This is a genomic window from Nocardioides sp. 31GB23 (genome assembly GCF_040012395.1).
GTDB lineage: Bacteria > Actinomycetota > Actinomycetes > Propionibacteriales > Nocardioidaceae > Nocardioides > Nocardioides salarius.
This window is the reverse complement of sequence record NZ_JBDYKJ010000015.1, coordinates 17,185-40,003: the sequence shown is the minus strand read 5'-3', so window position 1 is coordinate 40,003 and position 22,819 is coordinate 17,185. Positions and strand designations below refer to the sequence as shown.

20 protein-coding genes are annotated in these 22,819 nt (G+C 73.1%); 7 read left to right on the top strand and 13 right to left on the bottom strand.

The window, feature by feature from the left end; genetic code table 11:
• Positions 1-13: 13 nt before the first annotated feature.
• A complete protein-coding gene (locus ABKW28_RS06740; RefSeq protein ID WP_348607521.1) occupies positions 14-1,624 on the top strand; it encodes a sulfatase in 1,611 nt (536 codons plus the stop codon).
• A gap of 12 nt (positions 1,625-1,636) precedes the next feature.
• Here the strand turns inward: ABKW28_RS06740 and ABKW28_RS06735 are convergent, their stop codons facing one another.
• Both ABKW28_RS06735 and ABKW28_RS06730 read right to left on the bottom strand, forming a co-directional pair.
• Complete coding sequence (locus ABKW28_RS06735; RefSeq protein WP_348607518.1) at positions 1,637-2,731, bottom strand: endonuclease/exonuclease/phosphatase family protein; 1,095 nt, start codon at positions 2,729-2,731, stop codon at positions 1,637-1,639.
• A 73-nt stretch (positions 2,732-2,804) separates the two neighbouring features.
• Entirely contained in the window at positions 2,805-3,905 is a 1,101-nt protein-coding gene (locus ABKW28_RS06730; protein WP_348607516.1) for a hypothetical protein, read from the bottom strand.
• A gap of 53 nt (positions 3,906-3,958) precedes the next feature.
• On the opposite strand from ABKW28_RS06730, the gene ABKW28_RS06725 reads away from it, so the two are divergent.
• The 4 genes from ABKW28_RS06725 to ABKW28_RS06710 all read left to right on the top strand — a co-directional run bounded on the left by ABKW28_RS06725 (position 3,959) and on the right by ABKW28_RS06710 (position 7,374).
• Positions 3,959-5,239 (top strand): CBS domain-containing protein, encoded by a 1,281-nt coding sequence (locus ABKW28_RS06725; RefSeq protein ID WP_348607513.1) that lies wholly within the window; start codon positions 3,959-3,961, stop codon positions 5,237-5,239.
• Entirely contained in the window at positions 5,232-5,780 is a 549-nt protein-coding gene (locus tag ABKW28_RS06720) for a DUF1003 domain-containing protein (RefSeq protein WP_348607510.1), read from the top strand. Before ABKW28_RS06725 ends, ABKW28_RS06720 begins: the two co-directional genes overlap by 8 nt.
• Before the next feature lie 68 nt (positions 5,781-5,848).
• The gene (locus ABKW28_RS06715; RefSeq protein ID WP_348607508.1) at positions 5,849-7,012 is read left to right on the top strand and encodes a P-loop NTPase; all 1,164 of its coding nucleotides are present in this window, start codon (positions 5,849-5,851) and stop codon (positions 7,010-7,012) included.
• Between the two features lie 23 nt (positions 7,013-7,035).
• Positions 7,036-7,374: a sec-independent translocase gene (locus ABKW28_RS06710; RefSeq protein WP_193667173.1), complete on the top strand. Its 339-nt coding sequence runs from the start codon at positions 7,036-7,038 to the stop codon at positions 7,372-7,374.
• Positions 7,375-7,401: 27 nt separating this feature from the next.
• On the opposite strand, the gene ABKW28_RS06705 is transcribed toward ABKW28_RS06710, so the two are convergent.
• The gene (locus tag ABKW28_RS06705) at positions 7,402-7,941 is read right to left on the bottom strand and encodes a hypothetical protein (protein ID WP_193667172.1); all 540 of its coding nucleotides are present in this window, start codon (positions 7,939-7,941) and stop codon (positions 7,402-7,404) included.
• A gap of 123 nt (positions 7,942-8,064) precedes the next feature.
• On the opposite strand from ABKW28_RS06705, the gene ABKW28_RS06700 reads away from it, so the two are divergent.
• Together ABKW28_RS06700 and ABKW28_RS06695 are read left to right on the top strand one after the other, a co-directional pair.
• Positions 8,065-8,739: a LysM peptidoglycan-binding domain-containing protein gene (locus ABKW28_RS06700; protein ID WP_204797262.1), complete on the top strand. Its 675-nt coding sequence runs from the start codon at positions 8,065-8,067 to the stop codon at positions 8,737-8,739.
• Positions 8,740-8,809: 70 nt separating this feature from the next.
• The gene (locus tag ABKW28_RS06695) at positions 8,810-9,349 is read left to right on the top strand and encodes an Rv3235 family protein (protein WP_193667171.1); all 540 of its coding nucleotides are present in this window, start codon (positions 8,810-8,812) and stop codon (positions 9,347-9,349) included.
• 32 nt (positions 9,350-9,381) lie between these two features.
• Here the strand turns inward: ABKW28_RS06695 and secA are convergent, their stop codons facing one another.
• The 10 genes from secA to ABKW28_RS06645 form a co-directional block, all read right to left on the bottom strand.
• Positions 9,382-12,195, bottom strand: coding sequence for a preprotein translocase subunit SecA (gene secA / locus ABKW28_RS06690; RefSeq protein WP_348607505.1), 2,814 nt, complete (start codon positions 12,193-12,195; stop codon positions 9,382-9,384).
• A 59-nt stretch (positions 12,196-12,254) separates the two neighbouring features.
• On the bottom strand, positions 12,255-13,499 hold the full coding sequence (locus tag ABKW28_RS06685) for a crosslink repair DNA glycosylase YcaQ family protein (protein ID WP_307823056.1): 1,245 nt from the start codon (positions 13,497-13,499) through the stop codon (positions 12,255-12,257).
• 5 nt (positions 13,500-13,504) lie between these two features.
• Entirely contained in the window at positions 13,505-14,143 is a 639-nt protein-coding gene (locus ABKW28_RS06680; RefSeq protein WP_193667294.1) for a response regulator transcription factor, read from the bottom strand.
• Between the two features lie 79 nt (positions 14,144-14,222).
• Positions 14,223-14,852, bottom strand: coding sequence for a ribosome-associated translation inhibitor RaiA (raiA, locus tag ABKW28_RS06675; RefSeq protein ID WP_193667169.1), 630 nt, complete (start codon positions 14,850-14,852; stop codon positions 14,223-14,225).
• A 474-nt stretch (positions 14,853-15,326) separates the two neighbouring features.
• On the bottom strand, positions 15,327-16,052 hold the full coding sequence (locus tag ABKW28_RS06670) for a phosphoribosyltransferase family protein (protein WP_348607502.1): 726 nt from the start codon (positions 16,050-16,052) through the stop codon (positions 15,327-15,329).
• Positions 16,053-16,133: 81 nt separating this feature from the next.
• Positions 16,134-17,879, bottom strand: coding sequence for an LpqB family beta-propeller domain-containing protein (locus ABKW28_RS06665; RefSeq protein ID WP_193667168.1), 1,746 nt, complete (start codon positions 17,877-17,879; stop codon positions 16,134-16,136).
• 14 nt (positions 17,880-17,893) lie between these two features.
• Positions 17,894-19,495, bottom strand: a complete 1,602-nt coding sequence (gene mtrB / locus ABKW28_RS06660; protein ID WP_227491144.1) for an MtrAB system histidine kinase MtrB — start codon at positions 19,493-19,495, stop codon at positions 17,894-17,896.
• Positions 19,496-19,506: 11 nt separating this feature from the next.
• Positions 19,507-20,220, bottom strand: coding sequence for an MtrAB system response regulator MtrA (mtrA, locus tag ABKW28_RS06655; RefSeq protein WP_193667167.1), 714 nt, complete (start codon positions 20,218-20,220; stop codon positions 19,507-19,509).
• Positions 20,221-20,302: 82 nt separating this feature from the next.
• Entirely contained in the window at positions 20,303-21,793 is a 1,491-nt protein-coding gene (gene ahcY / locus ABKW28_RS06650) for an adenosylhomocysteinase (RefSeq protein WP_307823055.1), read from the bottom strand.
• A gap of 60 nt (positions 21,794-21,853) precedes the next feature.
• Positions 21,854-22,804 carry a DUF808 domain-containing protein gene (locus tag ABKW28_RS06645; protein ID WP_348607500.1) on the bottom strand — a complete coding sequence of 317 codons (951 nt, stop codon included), beginning with the start codon at positions 22,802-22,804 and terminating at the stop codon, positions 21,854-21,856.
• Positions 22,805-22,819: the final 15 nt, after the last annotated feature.

Here is a 22,819-nt window from a genome sequence, read left to right as displayed (position 1 = left end):
GAGCTCCTCCCCCATGTCGCGCACCATCGGCACCCGACGGCTGGGCGCCGCCGCGGTGGTGGCCGCGCTGGCCCTGGCCGGGTGCACCGGCCCGGACCCCACGCCCGGCGACTCCGAGACCGGGGCGACCCCCGCAGCGAGCCCGCCCCCGCGCAACGAGACCGACCCCGGGCGTGCGGCGGTGCGCGACCCCCGCCCCTCCGACGTCGTGCTGCCCACGGGCGACGAGGGGCTCGCCGAGCCGGTGCCGGTGGACTCCCCGGACCAGCCGAACCTGCTGATGATCACCCTCGACGACGCCGCCTGGGGCGACATGGTCCACATGCCCCGGCTGCAGGAGCTGCTCGTCGACGAGGGGGTCACCCTGCGCGGCGCCCTGGCGCCGAACCCGATCTGCGTGCCGGCGCGCAGCTCGCTGATGACCGGGCAGCACTCGCACAACCACGGCACCTGGAACACCACCGAGGAGGGCGGGCACGGCCTGGAGGCGCTCGACGAGTCCGAGACCCTCGCGGTGTGGCTCCAGGAGGCCGGCTACGACACGTTCTTCCTCGGCAAGTACCTCAACGGCTACGAGGACGGCACCGTCGTGCCGCCGGGCTGGACGGGCTGGCGCGGGCTGGTCGACCCCACGACGTACAACTTCGTGCGCCCCAAGGTCAGCGTCGACGGCGTCGAGCAGCGCTTCGAGACCTACTCCACCACCCTGCTCTCCGAGCAGAGCGAGGAGATGCTGCGCGACCCGGCGCGCGCCGAGGACCCCTGGTACATGTGGCTGAACTACGTCGCCCCGCACCACGGCGGCCCCGACGCCCCCGACGACCCGGCGGTGCTCTTCCCCGACGACCCCGACCCGGTGAAGACCACGACGCCGGCGCCCCGCGACGTCGACACCTTCGCCGACCTGGACCTGCCCGACACCCCGAACATGTTCGAGGAGGACGTCAGCGACAAGGTGCTGGTGCGCCCCACCCAGCGCACGGTCTCGGCCGACCGGCGTGCGCAGATGACCGAGGCGCACCAGCAGCGCATCGAGTCGCTGCAGTCGGTGGACCGCGCGCTGGGGCGCACCATCGAGACCCTCGAGGAGACCGGGCAGCTCGACGAGACCTACGTGGTGCTGACCTCCGACAACGGCTACACGCTCGGCGCGCACAACCTCGAGGGCAAGCTCTGGTACTTCCGCGAGATGGTGGGCGTGCCGATGTACGTCCGCGGCCCCGGCCTGGAGGCCGGCACCACCAGCCAGGCCCCGGTCACCAACGTCGACTGGGCCCCCACCTTCGCCGCCCTCGCCGGCGCCCGGCCCACCGCCGAGGTGGATGGGGTCGACGTCCTCCCCTGGATCGGCAGCGACGCCGACCGCCGGGTCGTCCCGATCGAGGCCTACCCGGTCCAGCGCGGGCGCAAGCGGCTCTACCGCGGCGTCGTGGTGGGCCCGTGGACCTACGTGCAGAACCGGGCCGGACGCGCCGAGGTCTACTACCGCGAGGTCGACGAGTGGGAGATGGAGAACATCGCCGGCGACCCCCGGTACGCCGACCAGGTCGCCCGGCTCAAGAAGCTGGTGCGCCGCACCAGCAGCTGCGCGGGCGAGCAGTGCCCCTCGACCTACTACCGCTGAGGCGCGCGGGAGCTACTCCTCCGACCCGCCGATCGCGGCGGTCGCCACGATGACCGGGTGGTCGGTGGTGCGGTTGACCAGCTCGGTCTCCAGCGCCGCGAACTGCGAGAAGGCGATGTCGGGCGAGCCGAGGATCCAGTCGACGTTCATCCGCGCCGGGGGCGCGCAGGCGCTGCCGGTGGAGCCGCCGTTGGCGGCGCGCAGGCTGGTGCTGCGGGTGATGGGGCAGAAGAACTCCGCCCGGTCGTTGAAGTCGCCGGTCATCACCAGCGGGGTGCCGTCGGCGGTGAGCCGGTTGGCCAGCTGGGCCTCGATGGCCACCGCGGCGTTGCGCCACTTCTGGGCCGGACCCTTGGCGTCGGCGGGGTTGTGGAAGTTGGCGAACCAGACCTGCTGGCCGGTCTGGTTGTGCTGCAGCTTCACGTAGGGCATCGGCACCCGCCGCCCGTTGAAGTAGGGGATCGGCACGGTGTGGGCCTCGACCCGGGTCCAGACGTCGCTGCGCCACACGACCGAGTTCGCCAACGGGCCCGGCCCCGTCCCGGGGCCCGGGTAGACCTGCCAGACCGGCGCGACCGAGCGCAGGGTGTTGTACTGCGGCGCCTGCAGCTCCTGCAGCCCGGCGACGCTCACGCCCTGGCCGGCCAGGATCTGCACGGCCCAGCGCATCCGGGTCACGCCGTCGGTGAAGCGCGCATGGCGTCCCCCGGGCTTGGTGTGGTTGGCGCCCAGCACGTTGAACGAGCTGACCCGGAAGGTCGTGGGAGCCTGCGTCTCCTCCTCCTCCTCGCGCTGCGTAGCGCGCTGGGCGGCGCGCGCCAGGCGCCCGCCGCCTCGGATCTTCTGCGGCGAGGGGGTGCGCGTCTCACCGGGCTCGCCCAGCCACTCCTCGGGCTGCATCACCACGCCGGTCACGATGCTGCGCGGCCCGGCCCGGTTGGCCTCGGCCACCGGCTGCCCGTCGGCGCCGACCACGGTCGCGTCGCCGTCGCGCGAGAGCACCAGCAGGACGCCCACGGCCCCGATGACCAGCGTCAGCACGCCCGCGAGCAGGCCCTGGACGAGCGGACCGCCGGGGCCGGCGGGGGCACCGGCGTGCTTGGTCATCGGTGTCCCTCTCCATGGCTGCGGCGTGTCGGGGTGGCGCGGCGTCGAGGGTACCCGACGTCACACCGGCGGCTCATGGAGTCGACGGACGCCACCACCGCCGCCTGCGGGGACGGGCGGAGGTCACCAGCTCCCGCGCCACGGCGACCGGGTCGGCCCCCGGCGGCGGCGCGACGTCGGGACCGTCCTCACCGGGGCCGGCCAGCACCGGGGACAGGTCGTCGGGCTCGCCGTGCAGGGAGTGCCCGGCGGCCAGCACCTCCTCCAGCCAGCGCCGGGCCGGAGGACCGAGGACGTCGGCCAGCGCGGCCGGGGCCCGCGCGGGCCGCCCGCGCTGCGCGGCGAGCACGCCCTCGGCGTACCCACGCTTGACCACCTGGTGGCGCTGCGCGGCGTCGAGGCCGCTCCCCCGCTCGCCGAGGCGCTGCACCTCCCGGTTGACCTCGCGCAGCAGCGCCACCTGCGCGGCGCCCAGGGACGGGTTGGCGCCGACCTCGACCGTCGGGTCCAGCAGCCCCGGGTCGATGCCGCAGGCCGCCGCGAACCGCTGCCACAGCAGCTCGCGGGGGGCACCGGGCGGCGGGGCCAGCACCAGGTGGCCGCGCCCGGCGGGCAGCGGCCCGCTCCAGCGCTCCAGGGCGGCCGCGAAGTCCTGGGCGTGCCAGAAGTGCGGGCGCCGCCCGCCGGCGTCGGGTCCGGCGTCGCGGCCGGTGTCGCAGCGCAGCTGGTCGCGCTCGAGCTCGGCGAAGCTCGCGGTCGAGCCCAGCTTGACCTCCTCCTGCCAGTGCGCCACCGCCTGCCTGCCCAGGTCGCGCGCGGTGACCACCACGTGCACCTCCAGCCCGGCCAGCGGCGTCAGTGCCCGCCGCACCTGCTCGGGCGTGGCGCCCGCCAGCACTTCGTGGCTCAGCACCGCCGTCGAGCCGCCCTCCTGCTCCAGGAAGACGCGGGCCCGCTCGCACAGCGCCTGCCAGGTGCCCTCGACCCGGGCGGGGTCGAGACCGAACTTGGCGGCGCTGCCGCGCACCTCGACCGCACCCTCGAACATCGCGCCGGGGCGCACGAACGGGTGGACGACCCCGCCGGCCCGCAGCGCGTCGCGCTGACCGGCGAGCAGGGCCTGGAGGTAAGTGGTGCCCGTCTTGGGCAGGCCCACGTGGAGGACGACGCGCACCCGCCCATCGTGCCATCGCAGCGGACCCGGGGCGCGGACGCTAGTTTGGTCACGTGAGCTCGAGCCCGTCCCGCGTCTACGCCGCACGGCTGGTCGGGCTGCCCATCTTCGACCCGCGCGGCGACCAGGTCGGCAAGGTCCGCGACCTCGTGGTCGCCGTGCGCTCCGAGGTCAGCCAGCCACGGGTGCTGGGCCTGGTGGCCGAGGTCTTCGGCCGGCGCCGGATCTTCGTGCCGATGACCCGGGTGACCAACATCGACAGCGGCCAGGTCTACACGACCGGCCTGCTCAACATGCGCCGCTTCGAGCAGCGCTCCACCGAGACCCTGGTGATCGGCCAGATGCTCGACCGCACCGTCACGATCCGGGGCAACGGGCCGGGCGAGGGCGTCACCGGCGTCGTCTACGACGTCGCGATGGAGCAGGCGCGCAACCGCGACTGGGTGCTGAGCCGGGTGGCCGTGCAGGAGCCCGCCAAGGGCCTGCGTCGGCGCGGGCAGACGCACGTGGCCGAGTGGCGCGACGTCGAGGGGCTGACCCGGCGCGAGGAGACCCAGGGGGCGACCCACCTGGTGCACGCGCTCAACGAGATGCGCCCGGCCGACGCGGCCACGATGATCCACGACCTGCCGCTGGAGCGGCGCGCCGCGGTGGTGGGCGCGCTCGACGACGAGCGGCTGGCCGACGTGCTCGAGGAGATGCCCGACGAGGACCAGGTCGAGATCCTGAGCCACCTCGGCGACGAGCGCGCCGCCGACGTGCTCGAGGAGATGTCGGCCGACGACGCGGCCGACCTGATCGCCGAGCTGCCGCCCGAGACGGCGGCGACCCTGCTGGCGCTGATGGAGCCGGAGGAGGCCGAGGACGTGCGGCGCCTGATGTCGTACGTCGAGGACACCGCCGGCGCGATGATGACGCCCGAGCCGGTCATCCTGGGCCCCGACGCCACCATCGCCGACGCCCTGGCCCACGTGCGCAACCCCGACCTGACCCCCTCGCTGGCCTCGCAGGTCTACATCTGCCGCCAGCCGCTGGAGACGCCGACCGGCAAGTTCCTCGGGGTGGGCCACATCCAGCGGCTGCTGCGCGAGCCGCCGTCGACGCTGGTGGCCGGCGCCCTCGACGACAGCATGGAGTCGCTGCGCGCCGAGGCCGGCATGGACGAGGTCGCCGCCCACCTGGCCACCTACAACCTGGTCGCGGCCCCGGTGGTCGACGAGAACGGCCACCTGCTGGGTGCCGTCACGGTCGACGACCTGCTCGACCACATGCTGCCCGAGGGTTGGCGCGACCGGCGCCCCCGCAAGGTGACCCCGGGGGTGCCGCGTGGCTGAGCAGCGCCGCAGCCGCCTCGACACCCCCCGCGAGGCCCGCCGCCAGCTGGTGCGACGCCCGGCCTACGACTCCGAGACCTTCGGGGTCTTCGCCGAGCAGTTCGCGCGCTTCATGGGCACGGCGAGCTTCTTGTTCTACATGACGATGTTCGTCGCGTTCTGGCTCGCCTTCAACGTCGCCGCCCCCGGCGGCATCGCCTTCGACGACTACCCCTTCATCTTCCTGACCCTGATGCTCAGCCTCCAGGCCTCCTACGCGGCGCCGCTGATCCTGCTGGCCCAGAACCGCCAGGAGCAGCGCGACAAGGTCATCGCCGAGCAGGACCGCCAGGCCAACAGCCGCGCGCACGCCGACATGGAGTTCCTGGCCCGCGAGGTGGCCTCGCTGCGGATGTCGGTCGGCGAGGTCGCGACCCGCGACTTCGTGCGCAGCGAGCTGCGCTCCCTGCTGGCCGAGCTCGACGACCGCGACGAGCGGGACGGGCGGGACGGGCGCGAGGGCCGCGACGAGCGCCCGGAGCCGCCCGGGAGCCGCCCGTGAGCCGCTGAGACCCGGCCCACCCCGGCCGGGGCCCGGGTCCGCCCGGGCACCACCTAGACTCGGGGATCATGAGCAGTCCCTCCCTCGAGCAGGTCCAGGCAGCGCTGGCGACGGTCAACGATCCCGAGATCAAGCGGCCGATCACCGACCTCGGCATGGTCGACACCGTCGAGATCTCCGACTCCGGTGTCGTCACCCTCACCGTCCTGCTGACCGTGGCCGGCTGCCCGCTCAAGGAGACCATCACCCGTGACGTGACCACGGCCGTCGGCAAGGTCCCCGGCGTCACCGACGTGGCGCTGACCCTGGGCGTGATGACCGACGAGCAGCGCTCGGGCCTGAAGGAGGTGCTGAGCGGCGGCAAGGCGCAGCGCGAGATCCCCTTCGCCCAGCCCGGCTCGCTGACCAAGGTCTTCGCGATCGCCAGCGGCAAGGGCGGCGTCGGCAAGTCGTCGGTCACCGTCAACCTGGCCCTCTCGATGGCCAAGAGCGGCCTCAAGGTCGGCATCGTCGACGCCGACATCTACGGCCACTCGGTGCCGGCGATGCTCGGCGTCGCCGACGCCCGCCCCACCCAGGTCGAGGACCTGATCATGCCCGTGCCGACCTCCTCGGGCGTCTCGGTCATCTCGATCGGCATGCTCAAGCCGCGCCGCGACCAGGTCGTCGCCTGGCGCGGCCCGATGCTCGACCGGGCGCTCGTGCAGATGCTCGCCGACGTCTACTGGGGCGACCTCGACGTGCTGCTGCTCGACTTGCCGCCGGGCACCGGCGACGTGGCGATCTCGCTGGGCCAGCACCTGCCGGGCGCCGAGGTCGTGGTCGTCACCACTCCCCAGGAGGCCGCGGCCGAGGTCGCCGAGCGCGCCGGGACGATGGCCTCGATGATGCACCAGCGCGTCGTCGGCGTCGTCGAGAACATGAGCTTCCTGCCCTGCCCGCACTGCGCCGAGGACGGTGTCGAGCACCGCCTCGAGATCTTCGGCAGCGGCGGCGGCGCGCGGGTGGCCGCCACCCTCTCCGGCCGCTTCGGCTACGACGTGCCGGTGCTGGGCGAGATCCCGCTCGACCTCTCGCTGCGCGAAGGCGGCGACGTCGGCAAGCCGATCGTCGACGCCGACCCCACGGCCCCCGCCGCGCAGGTGCTCTCCTCGGTCGCCGAGCGGCTCGCCGGACGGGGTCGCGGCCTGGCCGGCATGCAGCTCGGGCTGACGCCGACCAGCAAGTTCTGAGCCCAGCCCCCTAGGCTGTCGGCGTGTTCGGAATCGGGCTGGCAGAGCTGGCGGTCATCGCGTTGGTCGCCATCGTGGTCTTCGGGCCCGACAAGGTGCCCGACCTGGCCCGGCAGGCCGGGCAGTGGCTCAAGATGGCCAAGAAGTTCGCCAACAACGCCCGCGACGAGCTGCGCACCGAGCTCGGTCCCGAGTACGCCGACCTCGAGCTGCGCGACCTCGACCCGCGCACGATCGTGCGCAAGCACATCATCGAGGCGATGGAGGACGCCGACGACGAGGAGGAGCGCGAGCAGCGCCGCCCCGGCGTGCGCCCCCTCGACGACGGCGAGACGCCGCCGTACGACCTCGAGGCGACCTGAGCCACGCCCCACGGGCGTGAGTCGGCCCTAGCCGTCGTCGCGGCTCTGCACCGCCGCGAGCCCGTCGGTCGCGACCAGCACCACCCGGCGACCCGCGCCCACGACCTCCACGAAGTCGGCGCCCACCCGCTGCAGGACGCCGTCGTGGCGTGAGCCGTCGACCAGGTGCAGCACGCAGCGCTCGCCGCTGTCGGCGAGCCGGCGCAACGCCGAGCCCACCGCGAGCCGCGCCGTGGCCGGCCAGGCCACCTCGGGCACCGAGCGCTCCGGGAGGTCGTGCGCGGCCGTGATCGCCGCCGTGCGCAGCACCCAGTCCTGCGCGGGCCCGCGCACCAGCAGCCACCCGGTCCCCACCCGCTCGAGCGTGCCGCCCACCGGCCCGACGCCGCGCACCTCGAGGCGCACCCGGGTGCCCGTCGCGGCCATCAGCCGGCTGGCCATGCTCACCTCGGCGTACGCCGCCCGCGCGCGGTCGGCGAGCTCGAGGCTGCGCTCGGCGTCGTAGAGCGCCTCGGCCTGCTGCTCGAGGTCGTCGAGCACGTCGAAGAGCTCGTCCTCCCACGTCATGCCCGTGACTCTCTCACGTGGGCCCGCCTCGGCGGAGCCTGTGGACGGACGATTGACGACCCCGTCGAACGAGCGTTGAATGACGCAAACAGACGCAAACGCAACGATCGACAGGTTCTCGGGATGATCGACGTCATACACGCCACCGCCGCACGCTGCCTGCTGGTCTGGGGCGCCGCCACCGCGACGGCCGCGCCGCTGCTGGCGCTCCTGGCGTCGGCGACGCTCGCTCCTGCCCGGGGCTTCGACGACCTGCTGGTGCGCGCGTGCAGCGCGGCGCTGCTCGCCTGCACCGCGTGGGGGTGGCTCTGCGTGACCGCCGTCGTCGTCGAGGCGCGCTCGGGTCGCGGGCCGGGCGCGTCCTCACCGGGAGTCCCCCGGTCGCTGCGCCGCCTGGTGCTGCGCGCCTGCGGACTGGCCCTCGTGGGGGCCACCGCGGCCGGCGTGGTCCCCGCGGCGGCGACACCCGACCACCTCCAGCAGGGCACGGTCCTCGGCGCCGGCCCGACCGACCCGCTCGTCGGCCTGCCGCTGCCCCAGCGGGCCGCCGGAGCGGCGCACCGCACGGGCACGGAGCCGGTGCGGGTCGAGGCGGTGCGGGTCGAGGCGGTGCGGGTCGAGCCGGGCGACAGCCTGTGGTCGTTGAGCGCCGCGCACCTGGCCGACGGCACCCGGCCTCCCGACGACGCCGCGGTGGCGGCGTACTGGCCCCGGGTGCACGCGGCCAACCACGACGTCGTCGGCCCCGATCCCGACCTGCTGCTGCCCGGCCAGGTCCTGCGCCTGCCACCCGCCTGACCACCCGCCTGACCAGCCATCCGGACATCCACCTGGGCACCCGCCCCCACGACCACCCGAGGAGCACGCCATGACCACCTTCCCGCTTGACCGCGACCGGGTCCCCGAGACCGTGCCGCTGGCGGCCGTCCAGGGCACCCTGGCGCTCGACCTGCAGCCGCGCACCGCCCCGCCGCGGGCACCCCGGGCACGTCCCGGCACCCCCGGGCAGGTGCTGCCCATCGACCAGCGCGCCCGGCGCGAGGGCGAGCAGTGGGTCGGGTCGTTCGCCCAGGCGGTCGTCGAGGTGGTCGGCGGTGACCGCCCGGCGTCCCAGCTCGTGCGCTGGACCACTCGCAGCGTCTACGAGGACCTCACCCGCCGTGCGCAGCTCGTGGCACGCGCAGGTGCTCACCAGCCCGGTCTGGCCCGGGTGCAGCCGGTGCGCCCCCAGGTGCTCAGCGTGCACACCTGCTTCCCGTGCCGCGACATCCTCGAGAGCAGCGTGCACGTGCGCTACGGGCACCGCTCCCGGGCCATCGCGGCGCGCTTCGAGCGCCGGGCACCCGCGGGTGCAGCCGGCGCGCGAACCGGAGAGCGGTGGCTGTGCACCGCCCTCCAGTTCGCCTGAGCCTCGTCAGCCCTGGTCGTCAGCCCTGGTCGTCAGCCCTGGGCGCGAGCCGTCGTGCCGGTGGGCCCACCGGGGGCGCCGTGGCACTGCTTGAACTTCTTGCCCGACCCGCAGGGGCAGGTGGCGTTGCGGCTGACCCCGGCGTAGGGGTCCTCCGCCGTCGCGACGTCGGCGCGCACCTCGGCCTCGCCGTCCTCGGCGGGCGCCGAGTAGGTGAGGTTCTGCGGCGAGCTGGGGGCGTCGAGGCCCTTGGCGTGGATGTGCGGCGCCTCGCCCTGCTGGCCCAGCACCGGGGCCCGGAGACCGGGCGCGACGGTGAGGACCTGCTCCTCGTCCTCGTCCTGCTGCTCGTCGACGGTGACCTCGAGGTTGAAGAGGAACCCGACGGTCTCCTCCTTGATGCCGTCCATCATCGCCGCGAACATGTCGAAGCCCTCGCGCTGGTACTCCACCAGCGGGTCGCGCTGGGAGTAGGCACGCAGGTAGATGCCCTCGCGCAGGTAGTCCATCTCGTAGAGGTGCTCGCGCCACTTGCGGTCGAGCACCGAGAGGATCACGCGGCGCTCGAGCTCGCGGGCGACCTCCTCGCCCATCTCGGCGACCCGCGCGTCGTAGGCCGACTGGGCGTCGGCGCGCAGCCGCTGGATCACGGTGTCGCGGTCGAGGTTGGCGGTGCCGCCGGCCTGCGCGACCAGCTCGTCGAGGTCGACCCCGACGGGGTAGACCTGCGCCAGGTCGGTCCAGGCCTGCTCGAGGTCCCACTCCTCCGGCAGCCCCTGGGTGGACCCGGTGACGTAGCCGCGCACCACGTCGTCGATGAAGGTGCGGATCTGCTCCTCGATGTCGGCGCCCTCGAGCACCTCGCGGCGCTCGGCGTAGATGACCTTGCGCTGGCGGTCCATGACGTCGTCGTACTTCAGGACGTTCTTGCGCGACTCGAAGTTCTGCGACTCCACCTGGCCCTGGGCGTTGGCGATCGCATTGGTGACCCGCTTGTTCTCGATCGGCACGTCGTCGGGGATCTTGAGGACCTGGAGCACCCGGTCGACCCAGTCGGACTTGAACAGGCGCATCAGCTCGTCCTGCAGCGACAGGTAGAACCGGGACTCGCCCGGGTCGCCCTGGCGGCCCGAACGACCGCGCAGCTGGTTGTCGATGCGGCGCGACTCGTGCCGCTCGGTGCCCACGACGTAGAGACCGCCGAGGCCCTTGACCTCGTCGTGGTCGGCCTTGACCTGCTCGCGCACGCGCTCGACGGTCGCGGGCCAGGCGGCCTCGTACTCCTCGGCGCTCTCGCCGGAGGGCTCGAGGCCCTTGGCGCGCAGCTCGGCGTCGGCGAGGAACTCCACCGCGCCACCGAGCATGATGTCGGTGCCTCGACCGGCCATGTTGGTGGCCACGGTGACCGCGCCGCGGTGCCCGGCCATCGCCACGATCTTCGCCTCGTCGGCGTGCACCTTGGCGTTCAGCACGTTGTGCGGGATGCCCCGCTTCTTCAGCAGCGCGCCGAGGTACTCCGACTTCTCCACCGAGACCGTGCCCACCAGCACCGGCTGGCCCTTGGCGTGGCGCTCGGCGATGTCGTCGGCGACGGCGTCGTACTTCGCCTCCTCGGTGCGGTAGACCAGGTCGGGCTGGTCGATGCGCGCCATCGGGCGGTTGGTCGGGATCGGCACGACGCCGAGCTTGTAGATCTTGTCGAACTCCGAGGCCTCGGTCATGGCCGTGCCGGTCATGCCCGACAGGGTGTCGTAGAGGCGGAAGTAGTTCTGCAGCGTGACGTTGGCCAGCGTCTGGTACTCCTCGCGGACCTGGACGCCCTCCTTGGCCTCGATGGCCTGGTGCAGGCCGTCGTTGTAGCGGCGCCCGGCCAGCATCCGGCCGGTGTGCTCGTCGACGATGAGCACCTCGCCGTTCATGACGACGTACTCCTTGTCGTTGCGGAACAGCTCCTTGGCCTTGATGGAGTTGTTCAGGAACGAGATGAGCGGGGTGTTGGCCGACTCGTAGAGGTTCTCGATGCCCAGGTGGTCCTCGACCTTGGTGATCCCGGGCTCGAGCACCGAGATGGTGCGCTTCTTCTCGTCGACCTCGTAGTCGACGTCCTTCTCGAGACGACGGGCGATCTTGGCGAACTCGCCGTACCACTTGACCTCGTCCTGGGTCGGGCCGCTGATGATCAGCGGGGTCCGGGCCTCGTCGATGAGGATCGAGTCGACCTCGTCGACCACGGCGAAGTTGTGGCCGCGCTGCACGCAGTCCTCGATGGAGGAGGCCATGTTGTCGCGCAGGTAGTCGAAGCCCAGCTCGTTGTTGGTCGCGTAGGTGATGTCGCAGGCGTACTGCTCGCGGCGGGCGTCGGGGCGCAGGTCGGGGGTGATCACCCCGACGGTGAGCCCGAGGAAGTGGTGCACCCGGCCCATCTGCTCGGCCTGGTACTTGGCCAGGTAGTCGTTGACCGTGACGACGTGCACGCCCTTGCCCGACAGGGCGTTGAGGTAGGAGGGCAGCACCGCGACCAGCGTCTTGCCCTCACCGGTCTTCATCTCGGCGATGTTGCCGAGGTGCAGCGCCGCGCCGCCCTGGACCTGCACGTCGAACGGACGCATGCCCAGCACCCGCTTGGCGGCCTCGCGCACCGTGGCGAAGGCCTCGGGCATCAGGTCGTCGAGGCTCTCGCCGTCGGTGTGGCGCTGGCGCAGCTCGCCGGTCATGGCCTGGAGCTCGGCGTCGCTCATCGCGACGAAGTCGTCCTCGATGGCGTTGACGGCCTTCGCGATCCCCTCGAGCTGACGCAGGATCTTCCCCTCGCCGATGCGGAGGAGTTTGTCGAGAATCACGGGCACGGCGTAGCTGCTCCTTGCTGTGGACGACCGACGACGGCTCACGCCTCGGCGCCTTCACTCTACCCAGCGCCGTGGAGAGCCCCTAACCGCGGCACCAGGTCGCCACGGCCCTCGAACCGCAGGCCGGCCAGGCCCGACCAGGCGGCCATCCGGTGCAGCTCGGCGAGCAGCTCGGGCGCGGTCTCCTCGGGCGCGTCGGGCTCGGCGAAGGCGCCCCGGACCACGAGCTCGCCCCCGGCGACGCGCCGGTCGGCCTTGAGGTCGACCCGGGCCACCAGCTGCTCCCCGAGCAGGAACGGCAGCACGTAGTAGCCGTGCACCCGCTGGGCGGCCGGGGTGTAGATCTCGATGCGGTAGCGGAAGCCGAAGATCCGCTCGGTGCGCTCCCGCTCCCAGACCACCGGGTCGAAGGGGCTCAGCAGCGTCCGGGCGCGCACCCGGCGCGGGAGCCGGGCGTCCCGGTGCAGGTACGCCGGGCGCGACCAGCCCTCGACGGCCACCGGCTCGAGCTCGCCGGTCTCCACCAGGGTGGCCACAGCCTCCCGGGCGCTGGCCAGCCCCGGGGCCGGCTGGGCCCGCATCCGGTAGTAGTCGGCCAGGCAGCGCTCGGTGGCCACGCCGTGCGAGCGCGCGGCCCGGCGCACCAGCTCGACGGCGGCCTCGGCCACGCCGGGCACCGGCGCGTCCAGCACCGCTCGCGGCAGCACCCGCTCGGGCAGGTCGTAGCGGATCTCGAACTGCGAGGTGCGCGAGGCCACCGCGACGTCGCCGACGGTGAAGAGGTAGTCGAGGATGCGTCGCGTCGACGACCAGTTCCAGCCCCAGTGGTCCTTGGACGACGCCGGCCCCTCCCCCAGGTACGCCGCGACCTCGCGCGAGGTCGAGGCGCCCAGCACGTCGACGGCGTGCAGCACCCCGGCCTCGAGCGCCGGGTCGGCCTCCACGACCCGCCACTTCCCCCGCCGCGCGCGGTGGTCCTCCATGCGGTGGCGCATCACCGGCCACAGGTCGACGGGCATGAAGGCCTGCACGTGCGCCCAGTACTCCACCATCCGCCGCGGCGAGCGTTCGGCGGCGCGGTGCAGCAGCGCCGTGTCGTAGGGGCCCATCCGCGAGTACAGCGGCACGTAGTGGGCGCGCTGGAGCACGTTGACCGAGTCGACCTGGAGCACCCCGGTGCGGCGCAGCGCGCGCTCGAGGGTGCGCATCGTGGGCGTCGCGTGCGGCGGGTCGGTGAAGCCCTGGGCGGCCAGCGCGACGCGCCGCGCCTGGGAACGGCTCAGCGTCTGGGTGGTCGGGGGCACGGCCGCTACGGCAGGTCCAGCAGCTTCTCGCGCACGGCGTACATGACCGCCTCCATCCGCGAGTGCAGCTGCAGCTTCTCGAGGATGTTGCGCACGTGGTTCTTGACGGTGTTCTCGGAGATGAACAGCTGCTTGGCGATCTCGCGGTTGTTCATGCCCTTGGCCACCAGGCGCAGCACCTCGAGCTCGCGCTCGGTCAGGCGCAGCCCGGGCACGTGCTCGCGCTCGGGCTTGCTCATCTGCTTGAACTCGTCGATGAGCTTGACGGCCATCGAGGGGCTGATCAGCGACTGGCCGTCGGCCACGACCCGCACCGCCTGGGCGACCTCCTCGATGGAGGAGTCCTTGAGCAGGTAGCCGGAGGCGCCGCTCTTGACCGCCTCGTAGAGGTCGGCCTCCTCGTCGGAGACCGTGAGCATGATGATCTTGGCCGAGGGCACGGCCTCCTTGATCGCCTGGCAGGCCTCGATGCCGGTGCGCTTGGGCATCCGGATGTCGAGCAGGACGACGTCGGGTGCCACGGCCGCGGCCAGGGTGGTGCCCTCGATCCCGTCGCCCGCCTCGCCGACGACCTCGATGCCGTCCTCGACGCCGAGCAGCATCGTCAGGCCGCGACGGAAGAGCTCTTGGTCGTCCACCACCATCACGCGGATGGGTTCGGCGCCCGCCGCAGCGGGACCCGTCGTCTCGTCGGCCACGCGGAGCTGGTGCGACCGGGCCAGGTCAGTCCTGGCCCAGGTCCAGCGAGAGCACGCCGTAGTCGTAGCCCCGGCGCCGGTAGACCACCGAGGGCCGCTCGCTCTCCTTGTCGACGAACAGGTAGAAGTCGTGGCCCACCAGCTCCATCTCGTAGAGGGCCTGGTCGAGGGTCATCGGACTGGCCGGATGGGTCTTCTCGCGCACGATCATCGGTCCGTCGCCGTCCATGGCCACGGGCCCGACCTCGCGCTCGGTCTCGGTCTCCCCGCTCTCGTCGTCGCCGACGAGGTCCTGGACCATCGGGGTGCCGGAGAGCGCCTCGCCCACCGAGACCGGGGTCTTGCGGCCCCGGTGCACCCGGCGCCGGTCGGCGGCGCGCTGCATCTGGCGCGCCATCTTGTCCAGCGCCAGGTCGAGAGCGGCCATCTTGTCGTCGGCAGCCGCCTCGGCCCGGATGACCGGGCCCTTGGAGAAGGCGGTGAGCTCCACGTGCACGGCGCGGTCGTGCTGGCGGGGGTTGGGTTCGCAGTCGACCTCCACGTGGACCCGCATGATCCGGTGGTCGTGCTTCTCGAGCTTCGCCAGCTTCTCCGAGCAGTGGGCCCTGAAGCCCTCCTTGATCTCGCAGTGCCGGCCGGTGACCACAACTTCCATGTGAACCTCCTCGTGCGCACCAGGTGCGCGATGGGTTACCTCTCAGGCTCCTGGCACGCCTCCCCGTCGCGCTGCGCGCGCAGGACGGCGCCAGGCCGACCACCGGACGCGCTGCGCCCGGTGGTGGGAACGAGATGGAGCCCGCCCGGCCGACCTGGTCTTCGACCCCACAATCGCCTGCTGAGGCTCTCGCAGCTTCTCTGCCACTACCCACCTTCTCCCGGCGACGGCCACATCTGGTGGCCGGACCGGGGCAGGACTTACGTCTAAGCCGCACCGTGATCGTCGTGCGCCCGGGGCTCGCGCCCCGCGCACCGACTTACGTGGACCGCTTCGCCTGCGACTGGCATCGGCTTGCCGCGAGGACGTCCGGGCTGGCCGGCGCGTCCTGACGACGCAACCACGGACCCGGACGGACTCCATGACGAGACGATAGGCGAGGCGCGGTCGCGGCGAAAGGGACCCCCGCACCTTTCACCCTGGGCCGGCCCCCGACGGGCGCCGCCGCCGCGTCGCCGCGACGACGGCCGCGCCCGCCACGCCGACCCCGACGGCCTCCAGGGCGCGCTGGGCCTCGCGCAGCGTGGAGCCCGTGGTCACCACGTCGTCGCACACGACCACCTGGGCCCGCGGGTGCGTGGCGGCCAGGCGCCGCAGCCCGGGCGAGGGGCAGGTCATCGAGCCGGTCAGGTTCGCCGCGCGAGCGGCCGTGTCGAGGCCGGCCTGGTCGAGCACCCCGGGACGCAGCCGCAGCAGCCGCGCGGCGCTCACGGGCAGGCCGCAGCGGGCGGCCGCCGCCGCGGCCCCGCGCGTCATCGTCCACGTCGGGTCGTGCCCGCGGGCCCGGACCGTGCTTGCGCGCGAGGGCACCGGGACCAGCACCAGCCCGCCGGTGCCGCCCGGCCCGCCCAGCCCGGCGAGGGCCGGCCCGAGCGCCACCAGCAGCAGGTCCCGCAGCGGGACCCGCAGCGCGTGCAGGCCGCGCTCCTTGTGGCCCAGGATCAGCGCGCGCAGCACCGCGTCGTAGTCCCCCGCCGCCCGGCAGTCCACCAGCCCCGGCGGGCAGGGGTCGGGGCGGGCCGGCACGGCAGCGGCGGGCAGGCCCGCGGCGCAGCCGGCGCACAGCAGCCGGCCCGGCTCGCCACAGCCCACGCAGGCGCTGCCCAGCAGCAGGTCGAGGGCGGCGTCGCGCAGCAGCACCCGCCGATGCCACCAGGTGCCGGCCCCGGGCTCAACCGGGTCCGGCGATCCTGTGGACGGCCGCGGCCCGGGGCCGCACGCTCAGCCGACGTAGCCGACGTAGGTGACGCCCTCGTCGAGCACCTGGGGGCCGCGCACCGCCACGGACAGGTCGACCAGGCCGCTGCCGGTGACGGCGTAGACGACCTGCTCGGGCACCGGCGAGCCCGCCAGGGAGGTCGCGCCCCCCAGGGTCGTGGTGATGCCGGCGAGCCCGGTCGGCGCGCCGTCGACGCCGATGGTGCTCACCTTCCCGCTGGCCGGGCTGAGGCGGTTGAGGACCGCGATGGTGGTGGCGGTGCGCCAGGCCAGGTCGACGATGCGCCCCGGTGCCTCCTGCGGCTCCAGCGCCCGGGCCCGGGAGGCGCCCACGACGCGGCCACGCTGGTCCTGGCGCAGCCGCGCGACGCGCACCTCGTCGGAGCGCGCCAGTCGCACCACCGCGACCAGCCGGGTGCCGTCGCGCGAGACCAGGAAGCTCTTGACCTGCTCGCCGGTGATGCCCGGCACCTCGACCACCGAGCCGCGCCGGCCACGCGACCAGCGGATCTCGGCGCCGTCGGCGGTGCGGTCCAGCAGCCAGAGCCGGTCGCTGTGGTCCCAGGCGGGCGCGGCCAGGTCGGTGGCGTCCTGCAGGGTGGTGACGACGTCCTCGTCGCCGCGCACCGGGCCGGTCAGCACCGTGGTGCCGCCGCCGGTCACCTCGGCGGCGCGCTCGCCGCGCAGGTCGACGGCGACGCTGCGGGCACCCAGGTCGCTCTGGCCGAAGGGTCCGTCGACCGGGTCGAGGGACCCGGGGGTGCCGGAGACCAGCAGCCCGTCGCGCAGGCCGTAGAGCAGCGAGCTGGCCTGGTAGCCGGTCGGGTCCAGCCGCGCCCCGGCGTCGACGGGGATCCGGTCCTCGCCGTCGGCGAGGCGGATCCGCTGGCCGCCGATGCTGAGCGTGAACGCCTCGATGTCGGGGTCCTGGCGCAGCGTCCACGCCAGCTGCGCGAGCATCTGGGCGTTCTCGGTCGGCGTCAGCGCGGTGGCCTCGCCGGTGAGCTCGATCGCGGCGGTGCCGTCGTCGGAGACCGGCACCGACAGCTCCAGCGAGACGTCGGGCGGCAGCAGCGACCGGGCGGCGCGCTCGTCGTCGGGCCCCGCGACGAGCCCGGCGATGAGGGTGCTGGCCAGCTTGTCGTCGTCGGCCACGAAGACGGGCTCGGGCACCAGCACGTCGCCGCCGGGCGCCAGGAAGTAGAGCGCCAGCTGGTCGTAGCGGGCCTCGAACCACGTCTGCGGGACCACCAGGTCGGCCGGCGGGTTGGTGATCCGCAGCTGGTCGTCCTCGGTGGTGAGCGAGAACTGCAGGATCGACTCGTACGACGACAGCGCGCCCTGGAAGGCGCCCCGCGTGTCGAGCCGGTCGGCCCCGGCGAGCCGCAGGGAGACCCGGTCGCTGCTGGTGCTCTGCGGGGGCTGGGCCTCGACGTAGGTCACCAGGCCGTCCGGGTTCCAGGTGGCGGCGACGTCGGAGGACAGGTACTCCTTGGCGGTCGTCAGCTCGCGGGGCCAGGCCTGCATCGCGTCGAGGAAGCCGCGCACCACCTCCGTCGCGCTCTGCCCCTCCTGCGGTGCCCGGGCGTCGATGGCCGGCACCCCGCCCGTGTCGGCGTCGACCTCGTCGCCGACGCCGGCGCCGACCACGGGGCCGCTCTCGGGCATGCCCACGCACCCGCCGGTCAGCAGCAGCAGCGGCAGGAGCACGGCGCCCAGCAGGCGTCTTGCGCGGGGCACACGGGTCACACGCGTCACGCTGGTCACACTGGCTCCACGGCGTCGTCGGGGATCAGGCTGATCGGGCTGCGGCGCAGCGGCTCGCCGGCCCGGCGCGGCAGCGTGAGCCGGAACTGGGCGCCCTCGCCCGGGCGGCCCCAGGCCTGCAGCCAGCCGCCGTGCAGATGGGTGTCCTCGAGGGAGATCGCCAGGCCCAGGCCGGTGCCGCCCGACGTGCGGGCCCGAGCCGGGTCGGCTCGCCAGAACCGGTTGAAGACCATCGCGGACTCCCCCGGGGCCAGGCCCACCCCGTGGTCGCGCACCGCGACCGCCGCCGAGTGCTGGTCGCCCTCGACGTGCACGATCACCTCGGTGCTACCGCCCTCGCGGGCCGGCCCGGCGTGGTCGATGGCGTTGGTGACCAGGTTGCGCACGATCCGCTCGACCCGGCGCACGTCGGCCTGGGCCAGGCACGGGTGGTCGTCGGGCGCACGCACGACCAGGTGCACCCCGCGCTGCGCGGCCAGCGGTGCGGTGCTGTCGACGACGCGGTGCGCGACGTCGGTGAGGTTGACGTCGTCGAGGTCCAGCACCGCCGCGCCGGCGTCGAAGCGGCTGATCTCGAGCAGGTCCGAGAGCAGCGTCTCGAACCGGTCGAGCTCGACCTGCAGCAGCTCGGCGGCCCGCGCCGAGACGGGGTCGAAGTCGACCCGGGCGTCGTGCAGGACGTCGCCGGCCATCCGGACGGTCGTCAGCGGCGTGCGCAGCTCGTGGCTGACGTCGGAGACGAAGCGCTGCTGGACCCGGCTGAGCTCCTCGAGCTGGCGGATCTGGCGCTGCAGGTTGCTGGCCATCTGGTTGAACGAGGTCGCCAGCCGGGCCAGGTCGTCCTCGCCCTTGACCTCGAGCCGCTCGCGCAGCCGGCCCGCTGCCAGCCGCTCGGCGACGCGTCTGGCCATCCGCACCGGGGTGACGACCTGGCGGGTGACCAGGAAGGCCACCCCCGCGACCAGCACCAGGAGCAGCGAGCCGGCGGTGAGCAGCGCCCGGCTGACCAGGTCGAGCGTGCGCTCCTCGCCGGAGAGCGGGAAGAGCAGGTAGAGGGTGTAGGTGCGCCCGTCGGCCGGCAGGGTCACCTGGGAGCCGACCACGACGCCGGGCTCGACGACCCTGGTGCCGTCGGGGCCCTCGCGCCGGATCCGCGTGTAGGTCCACGCCGGCTCCGCGACCTCGGAGAAGTGCTCGACGAGGGAGGCGGGCACCGAGGTGCGGTCCAGGCCACGGGTGTAGGTGGCCCCGCCCTCGCTGAGGTCGCCGGCACCGGTCGGGCCGGCCAGCACGACCGCGAAGTCGCGAGTGGCTCCCCGGGCGATGATCGGCTCGACCAGGGCCCGCTGCTGCTGGGTGGCGTCCACGTCGTTGAACGGCGCCGACTGCAGCCGGGCGCGGGCGTCGTCGGTCTCGTTGCCGGCCTCGGCCACCACCGCCGCGACCCGCTGGTCGAGCAGGCCGTCGCGGGTCTGCTGCAGCAGGAGCCACCCGACCACGCCCACGACGACGGCCGAGAGCAGCACGGTGCTGGCCACCACCCGCGCCTGGATGGAGCGACGCCAGAACGTCAGCGCCCCGCGCGCCCCGGTCGCCAACGTGTCCTCGCTCAGGCGTTCCCGGCCTTGTAGCCGACGCCACGCACGGTCACCACGACCTCCGGGTTCTCGGGGTCGTGCTCGATCTTCGAGCGCAGCCGCTGCACGTGCACGTTGACCAGGCGAGTGTCGGCGGCGTGCCGGTAGCCCCACACCTGCTCGAGGAGCACCTCGCGGGTGAAGACCTGCCAGGGCTTGCGGGCCAGGCACACGAGCAGGTCGAACTCCAGCGGCGTCAGGCTCACCGGCTCACCGCCGCGCGCGACCTGGTGGCCGGCGACGTCGATGGACAGGTCCCCGATCGTGAGGTTCTCCGCCTGGGACGTGGAGTCGTTGCGCCGGACCCGGGCACGGATGCGCGCCACCAGCTCCTTGGGCTTGAACGGCTTGACGACGTAGTCGTCGGCGCCCGACTCCAGGCCCACCACCACGTCGACGGTGTCGCCCTTGGCCGTCAGCATCACGATCGGCACACCGGACTCGGCCCTGATCTCCTTGCACACGTCGATGCCGTCCTTGCCGGGCAGCATCAGGTCGAGCAGCACCACGTCGGGGCGGTAGTCGCGGAAGACCTCGAGAGCCAGGTCGCCGCGGGTCACCATCCGGCTGTCGAAGCCCTCCTGGCGCAGCACGATGGTGAGCATCTCGGCGAGGGAGGCGTCGTCGTCGACGACGAGCACGCGCCCCTTGGTGGCGTACTCGTTGCGGCTCGCTGCCTCGCTCATGGTCCCCATCCTGCACCCTGGCACCACGCCGGCGCGCACGCCGGTCGTGGTGCCAGGGACGACTCGTCGTCGGTGGTCGTGCTCAGTAGCGGTACTGGTCGGACTTGTAGGGCCCGGCCACGTCGACGCCGAGGTAGGCCGCCTGGTCGCCGGACAGCTCGGTGAGCTTCACGCCGAGCGCACCGAGGTGCAGCCGGGCGACCTCCTCGTCGAGGTGCTTGGGCAGCACGTAGACCCCGACGGGGTACTCCGCGGGCTTGGTGAAGATCTCGATCTGGGCAAGCACCTGGTTGGTGAAGGAGTTCGACATCACGAACGACGGGTGGCCGGTCGCGTTGCCGAGGTTCATCAGGCGCCCCTCGGACAGCACGATGATCGAGGACGCCTCGCGCCCCTCGGCCGCCGGGAAGGTCCACACGTCGACCTGCGGCTTGACGGTCTTGCGGTGCACGCCCGGGAAGGTCTCGAGCCCGGCCATGTCGATCTCGTTGTCGAAGTGGCCGATGTTGCCGAGGATCGCGTTGTGCTTCATCCGGCGCATCTGGTCGACCGAGACGACGTCCTTGTTGCCGGTCGCGGTGATGATGATGTCGGCGACGTCGAGGACGTCGTCGAGCGTGGTCACCTGGTAGCCGTCCATCGCCGCCTGCAGGGCGCAGATCGGGTCGATCTCGGTGACGATGACGCGGGCGCCCTGGCCGCGCAGCGAGTCGGCGCTGCCCTTGCCGACGTCGCCGTAGCCGCACACGACGGCGACCTTGCCGCCGATCAGGACGTCGGTGGCACGGTTGATGCCGTCGACGAGGCTGTGGCGGCAGCCGTACTTGTTGTCGAACTTCGACTTGGTGACCGAGTCGTTGACGTTGATGGCCGGGAAGAGCAGCGTGCCCTCGCGCATCATGTCGTAGAGACGCAGCACACCGGTGGTGGTCTCCTCGGTGACGCCGCGGATCTCGTTGCCGATCTTGGTGAACCGCTCCGGCGTCGCGGCCAGCGAGGCCTGCAGGACGTCGAAGATGACCTTCTGCTCGTGGCTCTTGGCGGTGGCCGGGTCGGGCGCCTGGCCCGACTTCTCGGCCTCGGTGCCGAGGTGGACCAGCAGCGTGGCGTCGCCGCCGTCGTCGAGGATCATGTTGGCGTAGGTGTCAGCAGGCCAGTCGAGGATCTGCTGGGTGCACCACCAGTACTCCTCGAGGCTCTCGCCCTTCCAGGCGAAGACCGGGACGCCCTGCGGGTCCTCGGGCGTGCCCTCGGGGCCCACGACGACCGCGGCCGCGGCGTGGTCCTGGGTGGAGAAGATGTTGCACGAGGCCCAGCGGACCTCGGCGCCCAGCGCCACGAGGGTCTCGATGAGCACCGCGGTCTGGATGGTCATGTGCAGCGATCCGGCGATCCGGGCACCCGCGAGCGGCTTGTCGGCGCCGTAGCGCTCGCGCATCGCCATCAGGCCGGGCATCTCGTGCTCGGCCAGGGTGATCTCGGTGCGGCCGTAGTCGGCCAGGGACAGGTCGGCGACCTTGAAGTCCATCTTGTTGTCTCCTCGAAGCGTCTGGAGCAGGTCTGCGTCGCGCATCTGCGCATCGTCGGGATCTCCCACGCGGACCCCTCCAGCGTAGGTGGGGCCGCGAACGATTCAGGAATTCGCGGCGGAGCCCCGACGCGGGCGCAGGTGCGCCAGGGCCACGACCACAGCGCCCACCAGCAGGCCCAGGGCGGCCGAGGCCGCGGTGTTGACCAGCCAGGCGGCCGTCGCGCCCACCGCGCCGAGCGCGTCGTGGACCTGCTCCTCGAGGTGGTGCACCGCGTCGTAGAGCGCGGGCCAGCCGAGCTCGTCGACCCCGACGAGGAGGATGTGGCCGCCCACCCACAGCATCGCGGCGGTGCCCACGACGCCGATGACGGTCAGCAGCCGGGGCATGGCGGCGACCATCGCGTGGCCCAGGCGCTGCGCGGTCGCCGAGGCGCGCTGGGTCAGGCCCAGCCCGACGTCGTCGACCTTCACGATGACCGCCACGACGCCGTAGACCAGGGCGGTGATGCCCACCCCCACCACGGCCAGGATGACCGCGCGGGAGAGGAACGGCTCGTCGGCGACCTCGTTGAGGCTGATCACCATGATCTCGGCCGACAGGATCAGGTCGGTGCGGATCGCGCCGGCGACCATCCGCTTCTCCGCCTCGACGGGGTCGGTGGCGGCCTCGGCCGCACTCGTCTCCTCGGGGTGGTGCCCGCTCACCTTCTCCCAGATCTTCTCGGCGCCCTCGTAGCACAGGAAGGCGCCGCCGAGCATCAGGATCGGGGTGAGCAGCCAGGGCAGGAACTGCGAGAGCAGCAGGGCCGCCGGCAGGATGATGAGCAGCTTGTTGCGCAGCGAGCCGACGGCGATCTTGCGGATCATCGGCAGCTCGCGGTGGGCGGCGACGCCCTGGACGTACTGCGGGGTCACGGCGGTGTCGTCGACGACCACGCCCGCGGCCTTCATGCTGGCCCGGCCGGCTGCGGCCCCCACGTCGTCGACCGACGCGGCGGCCAGGCGGGCCAGGGCGGCCACGTCGTCGAGGAGGGCGAACAGCCCGCCGCTCATCGCAGGTCTCCGCAG